At 76.6% G+C, this 16,635-nt stretch carries 13 protein-coding genes and 1 tRNA gene; 3 read left to right on the forward strand and 11 right to left on the reverse strand.

The features are described from left to right. Positions 1-9 precede the first annotated feature (9 nt). On the reverse strand, positions 10-1,875 hold the full coding sequence (locus MOV08_RS26475; protein WP_039636172.1) for a putative bifunctional diguanylate cyclase/phosphodiesterase: 1,866 nt from the start codon (positions 1,873-1,875) through the stop codon (positions 10-12). 403 nt (positions 1,876-2,278) lie between these two features. On the opposite strand from MOV08_RS26475, the gene MOV08_RS26480 reads away from it, so the two are divergent. Then, entirely contained in the window at positions 2,279-3,484 is a 1,206-nt protein-coding gene (locus MOV08_RS26480; RefSeq protein WP_275309109.1) for a M6 family metalloprotease domain-containing protein, read from the forward strand. 50 nt (positions 3,485-3,534) lie between these two features. On the opposite strand, the gene MOV08_RS26485 is transcribed toward MOV08_RS26480, so the two are convergent. From MOV08_RS26485 to MOV08_RS26510, 6 genes are all read right to left on the reverse strand, one after another. Next, a tRNA-Lys gene (locus tag MOV08_RS26485) sits at positions 3,535-3,608 on the reverse strand. Between the two features lie 56 nt (positions 3,609-3,664). Continuing rightward, positions 3,665-4,360, reverse strand: a complete 696-nt coding sequence (locus MOV08_RS26490; protein ID WP_275309111.1) for a bifunctional DNA primase/polymerase — start codon at positions 4,358-4,360, stop codon at positions 3,665-3,667. A gap of 279 nt (positions 4,361-4,639) precedes the next feature. Further along, on the reverse strand, positions 4,640-5,023 hold the full coding sequence (locus MOV08_RS26495; RefSeq protein ID WP_180990174.1) for a hypothetical protein: 384 nt from the start codon (positions 5,021-5,023) through the stop codon (positions 4,640-4,642). Between the two features lie 200 nt (positions 5,024-5,223). Continuing rightward, a complete protein-coding gene (locus MOV08_RS26500) occupies positions 5,224-6,609 on the reverse strand; it encodes an AAA domain-containing protein (protein ID WP_275309113.1) in 1,386 nt (461 codons plus the stop codon). Positions 6,610-6,691: 82 nt separating this feature from the next. Beyond that, the gene (locus MOV08_RS26505) at positions 6,692-8,242 is read right to left on the reverse strand and encodes a hypothetical protein (protein WP_275309114.1); all 1,551 of its coding nucleotides are present in this window, start codon (positions 8,240-8,242) and stop codon (positions 6,692-6,694) included. After that, entirely contained in the window at positions 8,233-9,423 is a 1,191-nt protein-coding gene (locus MOV08_RS26510) for a hypothetical protein (RefSeq protein WP_275309116.1), read from the reverse strand. Before MOV08_RS26510 ends, MOV08_RS26505 begins: the two co-directional genes overlap by 10 nt. A 216-nt stretch (positions 9,424-9,639) precedes the next feature. Between MOV08_RS26510 and MOV08_RS26515 the strand changes: the two genes are divergently transcribed. Next, the gene (locus MOV08_RS26515) at positions 9,640-10,233 is read left to right on the forward strand and encodes a histidine phosphatase family protein (RefSeq protein WP_039636178.1); all 594 of its coding nucleotides are present in this window, start codon (positions 9,640-9,642) and stop codon (positions 10,231-10,233) included. Between the two features lie 64 nt (positions 10,234-10,297). Here the strand turns inward: MOV08_RS26515 and MOV08_RS26520 are convergent, their stop codons facing one another. Then, entirely contained in the window at positions 10,298-11,827 is a 1,530-nt protein-coding gene (locus MOV08_RS26520; protein ID WP_275309117.1) for an NsdA family TPR-like regulatory protein, read from the reverse strand. Between the two features lie 272 nt (positions 11,828-12,099). Here MOV08_RS26520 and MOV08_RS26525 point away from each other — a divergent pair, with 272 nt between their 5' ends. Then, positions 12,100-12,582: a hypothetical protein gene (locus MOV08_RS26525; protein ID WP_420834218.1), complete on the forward strand. Its 483-nt coding sequence runs from the start codon at positions 12,100-12,102 to the stop codon at positions 12,580-12,582. A 77-nt stretch (positions 12,583-12,659) separates the two neighbouring features. Here the strand turns inward: MOV08_RS26525 and MOV08_RS26530 are convergent, their stop codons facing one another. The 3 genes from MOV08_RS26530 to MOV08_RS26540 all read right to left on the reverse strand — a co-directional run bounded on the left by MOV08_RS26530 (position 12,660) and on the right by MOV08_RS26540 (position 16,627). Beyond that, entirely contained in the window at positions 12,660-13,913 is a 1,254-nt protein-coding gene (locus MOV08_RS26530; RefSeq protein ID WP_039636184.1) for a glycosyltransferase, read from the reverse strand. 109 nt (positions 13,914-14,022) lie between these two features. After that, positions 14,023-15,219, reverse strand: a complete 1,197-nt coding sequence (locus tag MOV08_RS26535) for a sugar transferase (protein ID WP_275309119.1) — start codon at positions 15,217-15,219, stop codon at positions 14,023-14,025. 229 nt (positions 15,220-15,448) lie between these two features. Continuing rightward, a complete protein-coding gene (locus tag MOV08_RS26540) occupies positions 15,449-16,627 on the reverse strand; it encodes a glycosyltransferase family 4 protein (protein ID WP_275309120.1) in 1,179 nt (392 codons plus the stop codon). Between the last annotated feature and the right edge of the window lie 8 nt (positions 16,628-16,635).

Below are 16,635 nucleotides of genomic sequence, written 5' to 3' on the forward strand. Positions count from 1 at the left end.
GGGCGCGGCTCAGCCGCAGGCGCGCCCCGCGTCCAACAGCGCCTCCACCCGGTCCGGGGCCACCGGCCGGGAGTAGAGCCAGCCCTGGCCGGTGTCGCAGCCGATCCGGCGGAGCCGCTCGGCCTGCTCGGCGCTCTCCACGCACTCCGCGGTCACCGTGAGCCCGAGCCGGTGCGCGAGCGCGACCAGCGCCTCCACGATCATCTCGTCCGCCGGATTGGGGTGCTCCTGCGAGCGGAAGCCGTGCACGAACGACCCGTCCAGCTTCAGCACCGACACCGGCAGCCGGCTGAGGTAGGCGAGGTTGGAGTAGCCGGTGCCGAAGTCGTCGATGGCGATCCGCACGCCCATGTCGCTGAGCGCCTGCAGCGCCTGCAGCGGCCGGCCGGCCGAGCCCATCACCGCCGACTCGGTCAGCTCCAGCTGGAGCAGCCCCGGCGGCAGCCCGGTCTCCGCCAGGATCCCGGCGACGTCCGCGACCAGGTCGGAGTCCCACACCTGACGCACGGCCACATTCACGCTGACGAACAGCGGCTGCCCCCCGGGGTGCGCCAGCTGCCAGGCCCGCGCCTGATAGCAGGCCCGCTCCAGCACCCAGCGGCCCAGTTCCACGATCGCGCCGTTCTCCTCGGCCAGCGCGATGAACCGATTCGGCGCCAGTACCCCGAACTGCGGGTGCCGCCACCGCACCAGCGCCTCCACCCCCTGCGCCCGGCCGTCGCCCAGCCCGACCAGCGGCTGGTACTCCAGGGTGAACTCCCCCCGGTCCACCGCCGGCCGCAGCGTGCTGGACAGCGCCTGCCGGGTCATCCGGTGGGCGTTGCGCTCCGGGTCGAAGAGCGTCCAACGGGCCTTGCCGTCCTCCTTGGCCCAGTACAGCGTGGTGTCCGCGGCCTGCATCAGCCCGGTCGCGGTGGTTCCGCCGGCGGCCCGCTCCACGACGCCGATGCTCGCCGACACCGACAGCCGCTGCCCGGCCAGGTCGAACGGCCGCTGGAGCGCGTCCAGCAGCGACTGCGCCAGCTCCGCCAGCTGGTCGGTGCCGGTGGAGTTCTCGACCAGCAGCGCGAACTCGTCGCCGCCCAGCCGCGCCACCAGATGCCCGCCGCGGCCCGGCCCGCGCTCCGCTGCGCTCTCCGCGCAGCGGGTCAGCCGCTGCGCCACGGCGCTCAGCAGCCGGTCGCCGACCCGGTGTCCCAGGGTGTCGTTGACCGCCTTGAAGCCGTCCAGGTCCAAGTAGCACAGCCCGATCCGGCCGGTGCCCGACCGCTCGAAGGAGGCCGCCTCCAGCGCCGCGGTGAGCCGCTCGAAGAACAGCGTGCGGTTGGGCAGTCGGGTCACCGGGTCGTGCATCTGCAGATGCCGCACCCGGGCCAGCAGATCGTGCCGGTCGCTGATGTCCGCGGCCGACAGCAGCACCCGTTCGGCACCGCCCGGCTGCCCCTCGGCGACCGGCTCGACCGTCACCTCCACCCACACTGACGCCCCGTCGGACCGTTTCAGCCGCCGGGTGCAGCGCAGCCGCTCGCTGCGGCCGCACAGCACCTCGCGGTAGGCGGCCCACACCCTCGGGTCGGCGCCCAGGTCGGTGAGGTCGGCGGCGTTGGCGGCGATCAGCTCGTCCGGGTCGGCGCCCACCAGTTCGCCGAGCGCGGGGTTGGCGGCGAGCACCAGTCCGTCGCGGTTGAGGACGGCCATCGGCAGGCTCGCGGTGTGGAAGGCGGCGCGGTAGTCGCCGAGCGAGGCGGCGGTGCCGTCGCAGCGCGCCGAGGCGTCGCACGACGGCGGGCCGGTCGCGCCGTCCGCAGCGGCAGGGGAGGGCGGCGATGCGGTCCGGGCATCGGGGCCTCTGGTCGAACCATCACGCTCCGTCACCGAGGGCAGTGTCGCTCCGGGCATGCGGCCCGTGCTGTCGGGGTGTCCGCTCACTGCTCGCTCCCGCGTGGCGCTTGTCTCGTGACGGAGGGGGGACCTCGCGCTGGAAAGTGTGGCGATCATAGAGGCTGGCACGAGGGCCGATCCAGCGACGAAGCCGTGACCATCCGCACGCATGACGGAAGTTCAGCCAATTCTGCACGGCTCTGTTCGCCCCTATTGCACCTTTAGTCGCTTGTGACTTTCCGTTACGAGGCGGGGGAGGCGCGCGGGTCACTCATTCGGGCTGCCATATCAGGACGAAGACCATGAAATCACCACAGGGTAAGTGGGTGTCCCGAATCCACCCCTGGAGGTCTACGTGCCGCGCGTACAGACACCCCACGGGGTGGACAGCCGCCGCATGCGGCGCGTCGCAGCCGTCGCCACCTCCTTGAGCGCGCTCATCGCGACCTCGATCGTCGCCGGCCCGGCCACCGCCTCCGAAGCCGCCCTCTCCTGCGCCCTGGGACGCACCGAGGCCCACCACTCCGAAGGCGTCGACGGCTGGGACAGCGCCTACCCCCGCCCCGACCGCCACCTCGACGCGGTGATGATCTTCCTGTCCTTCCCCGACGCCAGGCCCACCACCTCCCCCCAGCAGCTCTCCGGCGACTACTTCCCCGCCACCTCCCGCTTCTTCGAGCGCGCCTCGTACGGCAAGTTCCGCCTGCGCACCCACGTCCACAACCGCTGGGTCCGCATGCCGCACCCCTCCACCTCGTACGGCATACAACGCGACTGGGACTCCGGCCGCCGCTCCGCCTACCTCCGCGACGCGGTCGCCGCCGCCGACCCGGTCATCGACTTCAGCCGCTACGACCTCGTCTACCTCACCGCCGACCCCGGCGCCCCCGGCGTCGACTCGGACGCCACCAAGGTCGTCAACCTCGACCAGCCCATGCACGCCGACGGCGTCGAGCTCCGCCGCTTCGTCACCGTCTTCGAGCACAGCCCGCCCGATCGCAACGTCCTCGCCCACGAGACCGGCCACGTCTTCGACCTGCCGGACCTCTACCACCGCCCCGAGAACGGCCACGGCGACTGGGACACCTACGTCGGCGACTGGGACCTCATGGGCAGCCAGTTCGGGCTGGCCCCCGACCCCTTCGGCTGGCACAAGTGGCGGCTGGGCTGGATCACCGACGCCCAGGTCGACTGCGTCGGCCTGGACCACCCCCGGATGCACGCGCTGCGCCCGCTCTCCGCCCCCGACGACCCCGACGACCGCCACCGCCCCCGCCTCCTGGTGGTCCGCACCGGCCCCGACAGCGCACTCGCCATGGAAGCCCGCGTCGCGGGCGGCAACGACCGTTCCCTGTGCACCGAGGGCGTCCTCGTCTACCGCGTCCGCAGCACCACCGCGTCCGGCTCCGGCCCCGTCCAGGTGCTCGACGGCCACCCCGGCACCTCCGCCTGCCGGGGCTCCTCCGTCTACCCGCCGCTCGCCGACGCCCCGCTCGGCGTCGGGGAGAGCATGAACGACACCGAGGACGGCGTGCGCATCCAGGTCGAGGGCCGCACCACCGACGGCGAATGGGCGGTCAAGGTCACCCGCAGCACCGCATGACCCCCGGCACGCCGAAGGCCCCCACCGGAGTGGGGGCCTTCGACCGTCTGTGCGCCGCCAGGGACTCGAACCCCGGACCCGCTGATTAAGAGTCAGCTGCTCTAACCAACTGAGCTAGCGGCGCCTGCTGACGGGGAAAACATTAGCATCCTGGCCGGGGAGGGCAAAAATCGATGGTCCTCAGCCGCCCGTGAGCGCGGTGTCCGCAGTGTGCACGGCGGGTTCCTGGTGCGGGCGGGCGGTCTCCTGGTCCGCGCCGAGCCCGCCGCGGGCGGCCCGCACACAGGCCCACAACAGCACGTCGGGCCCCGGCAGCCAGGGGTCGCGGACGTCCGGCGCCACCAGCCAGCGCGAACCGGTGGACGCCGCGGGATCGCCCGGCTCGGCACCCTCGGCGGGGTGCCCGACCGCCCGCCCGCGCCCGGCGCCCGCGGCCCGCGCCGTCCCCGTGCGGGCGGTACGGGGACGGGGGTGCAGCGGCGGCACCGTCACCGCGTCCCCGCTGCCGTGGCACAGCAGGTGCGGCACCGCGCTGCCCCACTCCTCCCAGGCCAGCAGCGCGGGCAGCCGCTGCGCGGTGCCGGGGGAGGCGAAGAGCAGGATCCGGCCCCGGTGCGTGGCCACCGGACCCGACCCGGGGCCGGCCGACCACAGGCGGTCCACCATGCGCCGGCCGAAGAGCGCCGGGGCGTTGATCACGTCGAAGACCGCCCCGCACGGCAGCACGCTCGGCGCCGTGGGCCGCTCCGCCCACAGCATGTGCATCCCCTCCGGGTGTGGGCTGGCGGAGGCGAGCCAGTCGGCCCCGGCGAGGGTCACATACGCCGTCGTCGGGAAGGCCAGGTTCCGGGGAGTCTCAGGCAGCCAGTCGCTCATGGGACAGGTTCTATCGACTTCCCGCGCCCGTGCCGAGTCGATTGGCGGAAATCAGGACAGGGCGGGGCGGCGGGGAGTATCTTCCCCTCCCCGCATATGCCAGCGGCTCATGATCTTGGGTCCTGAGCCGAGAGGGGCGCCTGTGGTGGATGTGACGTATGTGACGGGGGCCGGGGCGATCGACGGGGGTGCCGGCCGATGCGCGAAGGCTCCCGGGCCGCCCGGCCCCTTGCCCCCGCGGCGCGCACGTGCCCACCCGCCGACGCCCGGCACCGGCGCTCAGTCGATGTCGGGCGGCACGGTGCTGCCGCTGCGCATCAGGCTCTGGCCGAACTCGACCATCTTCTGCGCGTAGTCCTCGGTCCAGTCGGCCCGCTCGGCGACCTCCGCGAGCGGCAGCCGGTCGAAGCGACGGGGGTCGGTCAGCTGCGCGGCGGCCATCGCCTGGAACTCCGTCGCGCGGTCCGCCGCCGCCCGGAAGGCGATGGTGAGCTCGGTCGCGCGGCCGAGCAGAGCGCCGGGGTCCTCCATCGACTCCAGCCCGAAGAAGTGCTCGGGATCGGCGGTGGCCTCGGGCGGCTCGAACAGCAGCTGCGCGGGTTTCATGCGGCGGGGGGCGGGCGCCGTACCGCGGGGATCGGGAGCCGACTGCGGCTCGGACATGTACCTACCTCCATCGTTGTCTGCCGCATTCCATTGTCCCGCTCCGCGCAAGGGGGCCCGGAGCCGTGGTGCGCGGGACGATCACGCCTGCAGGACCACCCGGTGTTCCGCGAGGTGGGCGAGGACGGCGTGGTTGGCCTCCCAGCCGTCCGGGGCCGTAACTCCGGGCCGCCTCCGGCGGCGTGCCGGACTCCGTCCGGTCAGGGGCGCCAGGCGACCCGGTGTTCCGCGAGGTGGGCGAGGACGGCGTGGTTGGCCTCCCAGCCGTCCGGGAACTTCACGGTGACGCCGAGTTGGACCGGTTCCGTGGCGGGGTGTTCGTCCAGCAGCTCGGTGACGCCGGCGCGGCAGACGACGATGCAGGCGTGCCGGTGTCGGGAGGCGAGCACGCACAGGCGGCCGGTCTCCAGGTGGAAGGCGGTCGCGTCGGGGCGGCCGGAGAGCGGGTGGAGGACGACGGTGACGTCGAACTCGCGGCCCTGGAGGCGGTTGGCGGTGTCCACCGTGACACCGGTCACGCCCAGCCCGGCGAGGGCGGCGCGGACCGCCGCGGCCTGGTCGCGGTGTGCGGTGCCGACCGCGATCCGGGCGGCCGTCAGCGGCTCCGGCCGGTGCATGGGGGTCCCCCCGGACGAAGTCTGGGGGAGCTCGCTGGTGGCGGCCCCGCCGCGGTCCAGCAGCCGGCGGACGACCCCGGCGACGGCGCGGACCGCCTCCGGGTCCGTCCGCGGGGTGTGCCGGGCGGGCAGCTCCAGCAGGCCCCAGCCGGACTCCGCGGCCTCGTCCAGCACGCGGTCCACGGCCGAGCCGTCGCCGCGCACGCCGAACGCCAGCCGCCGGTCGCCGGGGCCGGTGCCGCTGCGGAACGGCGTGTACGGGTAGAACGCGCCGGACACCAGGGGCGCGGCGGAGGCCGGCAGCCGCCAGGAGACCGGGAGCCGGTGCTGCGGCAGGTCGGGGTTGTGGGCGAGGAGGGTGGCGACGGCGCTGGCGGAGGGGTCGTAGGAGAGGCCGGCCCACTGGTCGGCGCCGACGACGCTGAAGGGGTCCAGCTGGCCCGGGTCGCCGACGAACAGTGCCCGCTCGAAGAGGCCGGCGACGCTCAGCAGCGCGTCCGAGCGCATCTGGTACGCCTCGTCCACGATGGCGTGCCGCCAGGGCTCCTCGACCTTGGTGTAGGCCCACTTGGCGGCGGTGGAGACGACGACGTCCAGCGCGGTGAGGTCGGCGATCTTGGCGGAGGTGCGGACGGCGGGGAGGTCCGCGAGGGCCGGGTCGAAGGCGCCGGGCTCGCTGCTGTGCAGGCGGCCGACGGGGAGTTCGGGGTCCTTCGCGGCGAGCCGCAGCACGAGGTCGTCGACCTGGGCGTTGGTCTGCGCGACGATCATCAACCGGCGGCCCGCGGCGGCCAGTTCGCGGGCGGCGCGGACCACCAGGGTGGACTTCCCGGCGCCCGGCGGGGAGTCGACGACCACGCCGCGCCGGGGGCTGTGCAGGGTGTCGTGGAGGATCGCTGCGGTGGCCTCGGCCGCCGCAGTGGCGGGGTCGACCGGCGGCGGGACGGGCAGGGGCTGAGGGGGCGTCATGCCGGGGCGCTCTCCGGGGAGTGGGCGGGCGTCGGGCGGTGGCCGCGCGGCGCCGGAGGCCGACGGCGGCGGGGCGATCCGGTCACAGGAAGTCCTCAAGGGTCACCGGGTCGGGCGCGGCGGGCGGCGCGTCGCCGGGGCCGGACGGCGGGCCGCCGTGCGTCCACGGGGTGTCCTCCGGCTCCGGCAGGCCCGGGCCGCCGCGCGGGGCGTGCTCGAAGAGCGTCCAGCAGGTCGTCTCGCCGGGCTCCGGGACCGAGCCCGGCTCGGGAGTGCGGCCGCGGCCCATCCCGCCGGTGAGCCGGACCACCGGCGCGCCCTCCCCGCCGGCGGCGTACCCGACGAACTCGGCGGTCTGGGTGCGGCCGTCGGCCAGCGGGCGGTGGACCCTGACGCCCTCGGACAGTTGGGGGCGGTCGTCGGTGTGCAGCGTCACCAGGGGGCGCGGCATCGGCCGCCGGCCCTCGGAGAACGCCATCTCGACGGCGGTGACCGTGCCGTACAGCGCCTCGCCGGCCAGCCGCCGGGCGGCCATCACCAGGGGGTCGTCCAGGGCTTCCTGGGCGTCCAGTTGGGCCTGCGCGGCCTCCCGGGCGGCGAGCTTCCGGGCGGCGGTGACCGCGTCGTCCTGTTTGGGCTGCGGCGGCTCCCCGGCCCGGATCCGGTCGCGGTGGGCGGTGTACGACCAGCGGTCGCGCTTCCAGCGGTCGGCGACCCGGGCGCCCTCGGGGAGGCCGCGGAGCAGGTCGATGCCCTGCCAGACGGCGTCCCAGGTGGGCCGCAGCTGGCTCTCGACGAGGGTGCGCAGGGCCTCCTCGGCGCCGGGCAGACCGGCGTCGTAGCCGGCCATCGCGGGCGCCAGCAGCCGGTTGTCGAACGCCGGGTCGGTGGCGGGACCGGCCGGCGGGCAGCGCAGTTGGCCGTCCGCGTCGCGCGCGGCCTCGGCGTACTCGGCCGCCTGCGGGGCCGGTACGCCGGGCGGAGGGGCGATCCAGGCGAGCAGCGCGCCCAGGTGCTGGTCCTCCAGGACGCTCTGGCCGGTCGCCCAGTGGCGGGTCAGCAGGCCCGTCATGGACAGCAGCAGACCGGCGCCGGGCACTCGGGCCCGCTCGCCGAGGTGGGTGAACCAGCGGCCCAGCAGCGGAACGTGCGGCGGCGCGGGGTGCGGCGTCTCCGGCTCCTGCTCGGCCGTCCGCCGGAACCGCATGGAGCGGCCCAGCAGCCGGACGTAGTCGATGCCGGCCGCGCTGGGCACGATCACCTGCGGCGCGTCGGTGCACAGTTCGACCTGCACCGGGACCTTCTGGCCGGTCTCCGCGTCGGTCTCTTTGCGCTCCTCGAACTCGACGTCGTCGGCGAAGCCGTCCACATAGGGCAGCACCGCCTCGGCGAGGTCGGCGAGGAACCCGAACCGCAGGTCGCGGTCGCGGGGCTGGGGGACCGTCAGCAGCAGGGGCTTCTCCCGGTCCGTGCCGACCAGGGCGCCCAGCGGGGCGCCGGCCTCGCCAGCGGTGGTCAACGGGACCAGGACCAGCGGGCGTTCGGCGAGGTGGCGGTGGCGGACCGTGGTCAGCGGCTGGGCGCGGCCCGCGGCCACCGCCTCCATCCGGGCCAGCGTCTCGATCAGCGACATGTGTCCTCTCCCTGACGGGGCGCGCGGCCGGAGAGCGCCGCGGCGCGCAGTGCGGCGGCGGTGCGGAGGGCCTGCACGGCCGGGTCGTCGGGGTCCGCCCCCGGTGCGCCGCCGGCCGCCGCCAGCGCCTCCTCGATGGTGCGCAGTCCGCCCAACTCGCCCCGCAGGCCGCGGCCCAGGCTCTCCACCGCGCCGTCCTGGCGGGACCGCCGGCGGCAGTGGAAGGCCAGTTCGCAGGCGGCCAGGCACTCCGGGGCGTAGGCCGCGGTGACCGCGTCCACCGCCTCGGCCAGTTCCGCGGCCGGGCGGGTCGGGGTCTGGCCGTCGTCGGTCAGCCGCAGGTCGAAGGTGGTCCCGGTGGGCAGCGCGGCGGCGATCTCCTCGACACGGGTGAGCCGGGCCAACTGGCGCCGGGTGGTGGCGCGTTGCTTGCGGACGTCGACGGCGGCGGCCGTCGGGAGGTTGGAGAAGTCCTTGGGGCAGACCAGCAGCGCCCGGTCGCGGACCCGGGCGGGGCGGCCGGTGTGCGCCGCGGTGTGCTCCGCCACCGCCTCCAGGGCGAGGACGTAGACGGCGGCCTGCCGGGCCGCGGCGCCGACCTTGGCGGCGTCCGCGGTCCCGTCGATCATCGGGAAGGACTTGATCTCGACGACCGTCCAGCTGCCGTCCGGGTGCACCACCACCGCGTCCGGCTCCACGTAGGCGGGGGAGCCGGCGACCTCCATGGCCAGCAGGGGGTGGTCCAGCAGCGCCCAGCCGCCGGCCGCGGTCGCCTCGCGCAGCGCCAGCGCGGTGCGCGCCGCCCGGCCCTCGGGACCGGCCGCGGACAGGTCGGGCCGGGCGACCGCGCCGTCCTCCGGTGCCGCCGTGCCCGGCGCCAGCCGCTCGCACACCAGCCGCAACAGCTCCAGGCCGCCGTCGGCCTTCACCCGGGCCTCGAAGGAGTTGCCGCGGACCAGGGCGAACTGGGACTGGCCGTACGCCGCGGGCGAGCCCAGCGCGCGGGCCAGCGCGCCCTTGTCGACGCCGGCGCCGTCCAGCAGCGCCCGGCGCCGGCAGCCGGGGTTGGCGGCGAGCGCGGCGAGCGCGCGGGCGTCCAGCGAGCGGGGGCGCACGCCGGGTCCGCGCAGCTCGGTCAACTGCTTCCGCAGGCTCGGTCGGCTTTCGCGGGAAACGTTCACCCGCCGAAGTCTGGCATCTCACACCCCCGGTACGGGCACCGGTCCCCAAGCTCGCGCATCCTCCCCGGCGCGGCGGATCGGCCGGCGCCGGGCCCTCGGCCGAGGCCCCCGGCCGGCTTCCCGGCGGGTACGCGATGATGGAAGGGCCGCGGTCAGCGCCGCCCGCGCCCAGCCGAGCACGACGACAAGCCGGGAATCCGGCGAGAGGTACGACCCATGGCACCGCGCATTCTCCTGGCCAGGCACGGACAGACGGAGTGGTCCGTCTCCGGCCGGCACACCGGACGCACCGACATCCCCCTGCTCGACGAGGGACGCCGGGGCGCCAAGCTGCTGGGCGAGCGGCTGCACCACGCCCCCTGGGACGGCCTGCCGGACGTCGAGGTCCGCACCAGCCCCCTGGTGCGCGCCAAGGAGACCTGCGAGCTGGCCGGCTTCGGGCCGCGGGCCCAGGAGTGGGACGCGCTGCTGGAGATCGACTACGGCGCGTACGAGGGGCTGACCCCGGCGCAGATCAAGGCCGACCGGCCGGACTGGCTGATCTGGCGGGACGGGGTGCCGGCGGGCGAGACGCTCGCCGAGGTTTCCGCGCGGGCCGACGCGGTGGTCGACTGGGCGCGCTCGGCCGACCGCGACGTGCTGGTCTTCGCGCACGGCCACATCCTGCGGGTGCTGGGCGCGCGCTGGCTGGGCCTGGACGTCTCCTTCGCGGCGCGGCTCCGGCTGGCGCCGACGTCCCTGTCGGTGCTCGGCTGGGCCTACGGCGAGCCGGCCGTGGTGAGCTGGAACGACACCGGCCACCTCGACTGAGCCGGCACCCGGCTGGGGGCGCGGCGTCGGCCGCACCGGTGGAGCCGGTGCCTGCACCGGGGGGTCAGGACGGCTGGCACCGCGCGGCGTCGCCGGCCGCCCGGTACCGCCCCAGGAACGCGGCGACCGGGGCGCAGCTGCGGTACGGGCGGAGCGCGCGGGCGAGGGCGTCCAGCATCGCCCGGATCCGGGCCGAGCGGACCTGCGTCAGCAGGGCGAGCGTCTGGAGGGCCGCCGCTGCGGCCTCCTCGGCGGCGCCGCTGGCCGCGAGGTTGCCGGCCAGCTCCGCGGTGAACAGCGCGATGTTGCGGGTGAAGTGCGGATCCTGCAGTGCCACCGCGTGGCGGGCCAGCTCCGCCGCCCGCCCCCGCTCGCCCAGCGCGGACCAGCACTGCGCCGTGAGGCCGGCCAGTTCGGCCTCTCCGTAGAAGGTCATCCACTCCGGGTCGCGTTCGCTCGGCCCGGCCGCGAACAGCCGCTCGGCCCGGGCCAGCGCCTGCGTGCAGCCGGTGCGGTCGCCGAGCCCGGCCCAGCCGCCGGCCTCGCGCAGCGCCAGCAGCGACCGCAGCCGCGGCGAGCCGAGCCGCTTGGCGGCCTGCTGGGCGGCCTGCGCGGCCCGCACCGCCTCGCGCGGCCGGCCGGCGTCGCGGGCCAGGAACGCGGTGTTGCAGAACGCGTGCGCCTCCAGGGCCGCGTCGCCGCAGACCCGGGCGGTGGACAGCGCTTCCGCGTAGTGCGAGCGGGCGTCCTCGAAGCGGCCGGAGTCGTGCGCCAGCCAGCCGACGGAGATGGCGAGTTCGCCGGCGCCGGCGTGCAACCGGTCGTAGACCGCGCGGCGTTGGATGCCGGCGTCGAGCAGCTCGTAGGCGATGCGGAGGGGTTGGGCGGCGCGCTGGTAGAGGCCGTCGGCGCCGTGCCGGTCGTCCAGTAGGCGGATCCGGCGGACGGCCTCCTCGACGGCGGTGGCCTCGGCGGCGCCGGCCCGGCTGCCGGAGGCGGTTCGGGGCCCGGGCACGGTCGCGGCGAAGCCGTCGGGCGATGGCACTCTGCCCTGGTCGAGCGGGCTCGACGGCCTGGGGACCGATGCGTGCGGCGGGGGGCCGGGCGGGCAGAGGCCGGCCAGGCCCAGGGCGGCCGCCGGGCCGCCGGTGATGAACGCGCGACGTAGCACGTCGCTCTCCTCGCAGTTCTGGATACGGGTATCGCGGTGGTCGGGGTCGGTCGCCAGGGACGCGGGGGTCCCCGGTGCGAGCACCGGCTCCACCGGGGCGCCCGACGCCGCCCGCCCCTTCGGCGCCCGCCGTCCGCGTACCGTCTCCCGCGGCGCGAACCCCATGTCGGGCAGCGTCAGCCCCGGGAACATGTGCCGGAACACCCGTTCGTAGGCGTAGTTCGGGCACCGGATCTCCCCGGACTCGACGCGGCCCACATAGCGGGCGTCGCACGAGACCTGCTCGCCGATCTCACGGGCGGACCGTCGGACCGCCGCCGCGAACTCGCCGGGCGACAGCCGGCCGCGCAGCTGTCGGAAGGCGGTGTTCGGGCGGGCGGGTGCGGTGCGGGACGACGCTGGACGTTGAGCTTGCGACGCCATGGCGGACCTCTCCGTGCCCCAGGGTCGGCCCGGTGGATCACGGCCGGGCCCGACCCCGATCCACCAGGCCGGCCCTCCTCCGTGCCATCGTGTGACCTTGCCGCGTCCTGGCGGTGCGGCGGGACGACGGTACCGGCTGTGACGGGTCCGCCACCCTGTGTTTGGCTACAAACCGGAATATCTCACCCGCGATCCGCCATGAAGTGCCATCCTTTGCAGCGTTCCGCCGCCGTAGCTGTTGACGCGTTTCTCCGTTGAAGACGGTGTAAAGGGTGTGGCGCGTGCAGGAGGAGGGGTTCTCCGTGTGGGAGACCGGCGTCAGCAGGGTCGGCAAGGAGTCCGCGGGCCGGGTCGCGGGCCGTGAGGGGCGCATCGCCCCCGGGATCGTCGCCCAGCCCTGTGACCTGGTCACGGTGCCGGCCCGGCAGGGACTGGAGGCGGTGGACATCCTGCGGCTGCGGGACGGCGTCGGCCCGGTGCTGCACGACGGCGCCTGCGACACGCTCGGTTTCCTGGTCCCGCCGGGGACGGCCGCCGGATGGGACGTGCCGGGCAGCGCCTGTACGCAGACGTCCGGGCGCGGCATCCCCCTGGGCGGGCCGGAGGGCGGCGCGGCACCGGAGCCGCCGGTGCAGGGCACCGGCTGGCTGGTGCCGCCGGACGGCGCGTACGCCGACGCCACCGACCCGGCGGTGCTGCGGGCGGCGTTGGGCGAGGCGGCCCGCACGATCGAGGCGGTCGACCGCTGCCAGTGAGGCGGCCGGCGACAAAAAGCGGTGGAGGGGCGGCCGGTGCCGCCCTCCACCGCTTCGTGTGCCGCCGCTGTCGCCCGTCAGCGCTTGGAGAGCGAGTGCCCGTCCGGGGCCGGGGCCGGCGACGGGTCGGGCAGGGTGAAGCCCGGGGGCAGCCCCTGGGGCGGGGGGCCGACGGGCGGCGCGGTGAGCTTCGCCGCCGGGCGGGCCCGGCGCGCCGCGTCGCGGGCCTCCTCGTAGACGACCATCAACTGCTGGGCGCTGCGGTCGATGTCGTAGCGGCGCACCACCGGGGGTACGGGCAGCCGACCGGGCTCGGTGCGGCGCAACTCCCGTAGCGCGGTGGCCAGTTCGTGGACGCCGTGGCCGAAGCGGTGGGCGCCGGGGGCCTGGTCGTCGGGGAGGTCGTCGACGGCCGGGCAGCTGCCGTAGAGGACGTGCAGACCGGACGCCAGGGCCTCCAGCGTCGCCAGGCCGAACGCCTGGTCGGGGGAAGGGGAGACGAAGACGTCGATGGCCGACAGCATCCTGGGGATGTCCGGCCCGTCGCCGGGCACCGGGCCGTCCGCGCCGCCGTAGGCGCCGAGCAGGTGGATCCGGTCGCCGGAGCCGAACTGCCCGGCCATCCGCTGCAGCAGCTCCCGCTCCGGTCCGTCGCCGGCCAGCAGCAGGTGGATGCCGGGGAGTTGGGTGATCGCGCGGACCAGGACGTCGAACCGTTTGCCGGGCACCAGCCGGCCGGCGCCGCCGACCACGAACGCGTCGGGCGGCAGGCCGAGCCGGGCCCGGAGCGCGGCCCGGGCCGCCGGGTCGTAGGCGAAGCGGTGCGCCTCGATGCCGTTGGGCACCACGTGGATCCGCCGCGCGGGGACGCCCCAGCGGCGGAGTCGGGCGGCGACGGTGTCGGAGACCGCGACGGTGGCCGAGCCCAGCCGTTCGGTGGCCCGGTACAGGGTGCGGACGCCGCGGGTCAGCCGCCGGCCCTCGATGACCGCGTCGCCCAGCGAGTGCTCGGTGGCGACCACCGCCCGGACGCCGGCCATCCGGGCGGCGATCCGGCCGTAGACGCAGGCCCGGTAGAGATGGGTGTGGACGAGGTCGGGGTCGGCGGCGCGGATCAGGCCGGCCAGGCGGGGGAGCACCGACAGGTCGCGGTTGCCGGTCATGTCGAGGTGGGTGACGCGGGTGCCGTCCGCCTCGATGGCCTCGGCGAGCGGGCCGGGTCGGGTCAGGGTGACGACCTCGCAGTGGGCGGGCAGCCGCCGCAGCAGCAGCCGCAGCTGCTGCGCGGCGCCGCCCACTTCGAGGCCGGTGATGACGTGCAGGACTTTCACCGGATCCCTCCAGGGGTAGCGGCCAGGGTGGCCTGGTCAGCGGCCGGGTCGGCCTCGTCGGGGGGCCGCGCGCGGCGGTGCCGCGGCTGCGGGCGGCGGCCGGTCGGGGTCATCCGTCCTCCCGCCGGAACAGCGGTCGGGCCGCGGCCCGCAGCAGGATCCGCAGGTCCCCTCCCGGCGACCAGCCGTCGATGTAGAGGTTGTCGAAGCGCGCCCGCTCCTCGGCACGGGCGCCGTCGCGCAGCCCGTGCACCTGGGCCAGGCCGGTCAGGCCCGGCGGCATCCGGTGACGGGCGGCGTAGCCGGGGTGGCGGCGGGCGAACTCGGCGGCCCGGGACGGGCGTTCGGGGCGCGGCCCGACCAGGCTCAGCTCGCCGCGCAGCACGTTCCACAGCTGCGGCAGCCCGTCCAGCGAGGTGCGCCGCAGCCAGCGGCCCAGGCCGCCGGGCGGGGTGCCGGGGCGCGCGATGCGGAACCGCAGCAGGGCGCAGCGGCGGCCGTCCTGGCCCAGACGGGGCAGCCGGCAGAACACCCCGGGCCCGTCCACCAGCCGTACCGCCAGCGCGCAACCGAGCAGCAGCGGCAGCGTCAGCAGCAGCGCCGCCGACGCCAGGACGAGGTCCAGCGCCCGCTTGGCCGGTCCGCCGGGCCGGGCGCGGCCGGCCTCCCACGGCCGGCAGGCGAAGCCCCACAGGTGGCCGGCGCCGGGCCCCGGCGGCCGGCCGTCGCGGGCCGCGGCGGCGCCGGCCAGCCAGACGGCCGTGCCCTGGCCGAGGAACCGGCGCAGCAGCGCCGCGGCGTACGGGTCGCTCTCCGGCGGCACCAGGAACACCGCGTCGCGGACGGTGTACCGGATGACGGCGCGGGTGAGCGCGTCGGACGAGCGGAGCAGCGGCGGCGCCGCGCCCGCCGGGGCGCCCTGCGGCGCGGCCGGCCCGGTCGGCACCACGCCCACCGGGCGCAGCCCGTACTCGGGGTGCGCCAGCAGCGCCGCGGCCAGTTGCCGGGCGACCGGCTCGGGGCCGACCAGCAGCGTCGACCGCGGCCGGCGCCGGGCGGTGGCCCGTCGCGCCCGGTACACCACGGCCCGGGCGGTGCCGGCCAGCGCCGCCTGGGCGGCCACCGCGGCGGGCAGGGCGACCGGGCCCAGCGCGAGCCCGGGGTGCAGCGCGGCCAGCGCCGCGCCCGCCGCGCACCAGCCGGCGGCGGCCCGGCCCAGCAGCGGTGCCACCTCGTCCAGCGCGGCCGGGGCCGGGCCGGGACGGTAGAGCCCGGCCCGGGAGTTGAGCAGCAGCAGGACCGGCACCAGGCCCGCGAGCAGTGCCGGGTCGGTGTCGACGAGGAGGGCCGCGCCGGCCGTGGCCAGGGCGTCGGCCGCCGCCAGCAGGACGGGGACGGCCCGGCGCGGCGCGGCCCGGCCGGGGGCGCCGGTGCCACCGGGGCGGCGGCCGGGGCGGCGGGGCGGGGCAGTGCCCCGGCGGGCGGCCGGGCGTGCCGTCCCGCGTGCGCCGGGGGAGCGTCCGCGCGCTCGGCGGTCATCGCTCGGCCCGCGGCACGGTCAGGACGGGCGGCACGGCCAGCAGTTCGCGGTAGAGGTTCAGCACCGCGCCGGCCGCCCGCTGCCCGTCGTGGGCCATCCGCACGTGGTCCCGCAGCCGCTCGCCGAGCGCGGTCCGCCGTTCGGGGTCGGCCAGCAGGGTGATGACGGCCCGGGCCAGCGCGGCCGGGTCGCCCGGCGGCACCAGGCAGCCGTCCGCGGCGTCGGCCGGCAGGCACTCGCGGGCCCCGCCGACGTCGCTGAGCACCACGGCCCGGCCGCACGCCATCGCCTCCAGGGGGACCAGCGCCATGCCCTCCCACCGGGACGGCACCACGACCAGGTCTGCCGCCTGGTACCAGGGGGCGACGCTGTCGGCGGCGCCGGTGAAGAGCACTCCGGGCGGCGCGGCCCGGTGCAGCGCCGCCCGGTCCGGCCCGTCGCCGACCAGCGCCAGGCGCGCGTCGGGGACCGCCGCCGTCACCTGGGGCCAGGCCCGCAGCAGCGTCGGCAGGCCCTTCTGCGGGAACAGCTGCGCCACGCACACCACCAGCGGCGCCCCGGCCGGCACCGCGTCGCGCAGCGCGGGCAGGGACGTGCGCAGCGCCGCCCGGCCGTCGTCGTCGGCGGGAGCGAACCGCCGCAGGTCCACGCCGTTGGGGATCACCACCCAGCGGCCGGTCACGCCCACGGCCGTCCCGCGCGCCCGCTGCGCCTCGCTCACGCACAGCATCCGGTGCGTCCAGCGGGCCGCGTACCGCTCCCAGACCCGCGCCGTGCGGCCCGCCGGCCCACCATCCTCGAACGGCCAGCAGTGCGGCTGGTGGACGGTGGGGATCCGCCCGCGCACCGCCCGCCGGACGGCGTACCCGGCCCGGGCACCGTGGGTGTGCACGAGGTGCGGGCCGGTGCGCCGGACGAGCCGGGCCAGCCGCGCCGACGCGGACAGCGCCGTGCCGAGGGCGCCGCGGGCCGGCCAGAGCACCACCTCGGCGCCCGCGACCGCGGCCTCCACGTGCAGGGTGCCGCCGGGCGGCGCGGCCACCACCACCCGCAGCCCGGCCGCCACCTGGGAACGGACCAGGCCGGCGACGACCCGGGCGATCCCGCCGTCGACCGGCTGGGACACATGCAGGACCGTGAGCCGCTCCTGGGACGGCGGGTCTTGTGGCGGCACGCGCACTG

Source organism: Streptomyces yunnanensis (genome assembly GCF_029011865.1).
GTDB lineage: Bacteria > Actinomycetota > Actinomycetes > Streptomycetales > Streptomycetaceae > Streptomyces > Streptomyces yunnanensis.